Origin of the sequence: Ancylomarina sp., assembly GCF_041555295.1 — a bacterium.
In the GTDB taxonomy this organism is placed as follows: Bacteria; Bacteroidota; Bacteroidia; order Bacteroidales; family Marinifilaceae; genus Ancylomarina.
The window spans coordinates 1-2,306 of record NZ_JBFFKR010000410.1 but is presented as its reverse complement, the minus strand read 5'-3'; the positions used below and the strand labels follow the sequence as shown (position 1 = coordinate 2,306).

Here is a 2,306-nt window from a genome sequence, read left to right as displayed (position 1 = left end):
TCTTCAACATTCTGATTAACCTTCGTGCCTTTATCCCAAAGTTTCATCTGTTATAATTTTAAATTTTTGTCAGATGGAACTCGCCATTAGAAATCATACTTCTGTTTTAAAAAGTATTCTAAATGGCTCGTTTCATATCTCTATTTTTTTGGGGCTTATAGCTAACTGCTGTCAGCTATATGCTCCTTTATCCTTTTATCACTTTAACCTTGTATTTCCAAGCCATTTAATAATTGGTAATAAATCTCTATGCCTTCTTCTATTTCAGACAAGTAGATAAACTCATCTGCTGTATGCGAACGAGCTGAATCACCGGGCCCAAACTTTAAAGTTGGAAAGCCTTTCATGATGGCTTGATCCGAAGTTGTTGGCGACCCGTAATAGCTTCGTCCCATCTTAATACCAGCCTGAACAAGCGGGTGTTTCAGGTCGATACACGATGAATTCATTCTAAAAGATCGAGCTTTTACATCACTTTCGATTTGCTGATTAATCAATTCAAAGAGTTCCTGATTGCTATAGTGCTCATTACTTCTCACATCCACAACAAATCGACAACTGTCAGGTACCACATTGTGCTGGCTTCCTGCTGCAATCTGAGTCACAGTCATTTTTACAGATCCTAGAATATCCGATTCCTTATCGAACTTGTAAGTCTGAAACCATTGCAAATCTTTCATGGCTTTCTCAATGGCATTCACGCCTTCACCTCTGGCAGCATGTCCTGATTTTCCTTTAGCTTCGACATCAAGTACCATCAAACCTTTTTCAGCAATAGCCATCTGCATAAGTGTTGGTTCACCAACTATGCCGATATCAATCTTTCCAATCTCGTCCTGAATCAGTTCAAATCCATTCTTTCCAGATATCTCTTCCTCAGCCGAAGCAGCAAATACGAGGTTGTAAGGCTGCTCCATTTCATCAAGAGCTATGAAAGTAGCCATCAATGAGCATAAACAACCTCCTGCATCGTTACTTCCCAATCCGTATAATTTCCCATCTTCAACCAATGGCTCAAAGGGATCCTTAGTCCAGGATGCAGACGCATTTACGGTATCTAAATGCGAGTTTAAAAGCAATAAAGCTTTGCCCTCAGCATTGTGTTTCCCGAAGGCCCAAACATTATTCCCTTTTCTGTGGGTTTCATATTGGTAGCTTTTAAGAACTTTCTCCATCAAATCAGCTGCTAAGTATTCCTCCTTACTGTAGGACTGTATTGTAATCAAACCTTTTAAGGTTTCAATTGCCAAAGCTTTATATATCTCTAAATTTTTCATTAACATTCGATTAATTGGGTGCCACAACATTCATCTTTAGCGAGTCTCAACAGATCTCCAATAATAACTTGTACACCTTTATCAAAAGCTCTAAAAGCATTCTCTGCCTTCGGTAGCATTCCCTTGTTTATTGATCCGTTTTCCTTCATTTTCTGATATAGATTCATATCTAATCGTTTCAGAAAACTCATATCATCCTCAGGATTAATCAAAACCCCCGCCTTTTCAAATGAATAAATCAACTTAACCTGATACTGCTGACTTAATGCAATAGCTAATTCCGTTGCAACCGTATCGGCATTGGTATTCAATAGCTGTCCTTTTCCATCGTGAGTGATGGCCGAAAGAACTAAAACTTTATCTTGTTCTATGTAGGCCGCTAGAGCTTCAGTATTCACCTCGAGCACATCACCAACAAAACCATAATCGATACTGGCATGCTGACGTTTTTCAGCCAAAATCAAATTATCATCCGCACCGCAAAGACCAATTGCTTGCTGATTTAATGCTTGAAGACCTGCCACTATCTTTTTATTGATCAGACCTGCATACACCATACTAACCACCTTTAAAGTCTCGGCATTGGTGATTCTTCGTCCATCAATCATTGGGGAATCAATTCCTAATTGCTTAGCCAAATCACTTGCCAACTTACCGCCACCATGAACCAGAAGCTTAGCGCCTTTTATCTTCGAAAAGGCTTCAAGACATGCAGCTAACTTGCTTTCATCATCAATCAGATTGCCTCCTATTTTTACTAGCGTTAAATTCTTCATAACTATTGCTTTTCAATTAGTGATGAAAAATCATTGATAAATTCCTTTGCATCGGCCATTGTCACTGTCAAAGGCGGCAGTAATCTCAAGGTTTTGTTCCCTGAAGCGCCAGTAAAATAACCCTTCTGAAAAAGTAAAGCTGACTTTATTTCAGCCATATTTTCCAAATCAATACCTATCATCAAACCTTTGGCTCTTATGGATTGTTCTCCAACGATCTTTTTCAGTTCATTTTCAAGGTATTCACCAACTC

The 2,306-nt window shown here is 38.9% G+C and carries 3 protein-coding genes; all 3 read right to left on the bottom strand.

The features are described 5' to 3' along the window. Positions 1-203: 203 nt before the first annotated feature. Positions 204-1,277, bottom strand: coding sequence for a M20 family metallo-hydrolase (locus ABY905_RS16560; RefSeq protein WP_372645882.1), 1,074 nt, complete (start codon positions 1,275-1,277; stop codon positions 204-206). Further along, complete coding sequence (argB, locus tag ABY905_RS16555; RefSeq protein WP_372645880.1) at positions 1,277-2,053, bottom strand: acetylglutamate kinase; 777 nt, start codon at positions 2,051-2,053, stop codon at positions 1,277-1,279. The genes ABY905_RS16560 and argB overlap by 1 nt, the downstream gene beginning before the upstream one ends. Positions 2,054-2,055: 2 nt before the next feature. Next, positions 2,056-2,306, bottom strand: a 251-nt coding sequence (locus tag ABY905_RS16550) for an aminotransferase class III-fold pyridoxal phosphate-dependent enzyme (RefSeq protein WP_372645878.1), incomplete at its 5' end; no start/stop codon positions are given.

What these genes read in the sequence shown, in the direction of transcription:
- ABY905_RS16560 (WP_372645882.1), bottom strand. Translation starts at nt 1,277, where the DNA reads ATGAAAAATTTAGAGATATATAAAGCTTTGGCAATTGAAACCTTAAAA.
- argB (WP_372645880.1), bottom strand. Translation starts at nt 2,053, where the DNA reads ATGAAGAATTTAACGCTAGTAAAAATAGGAGGCAATCTGATTGATGAT.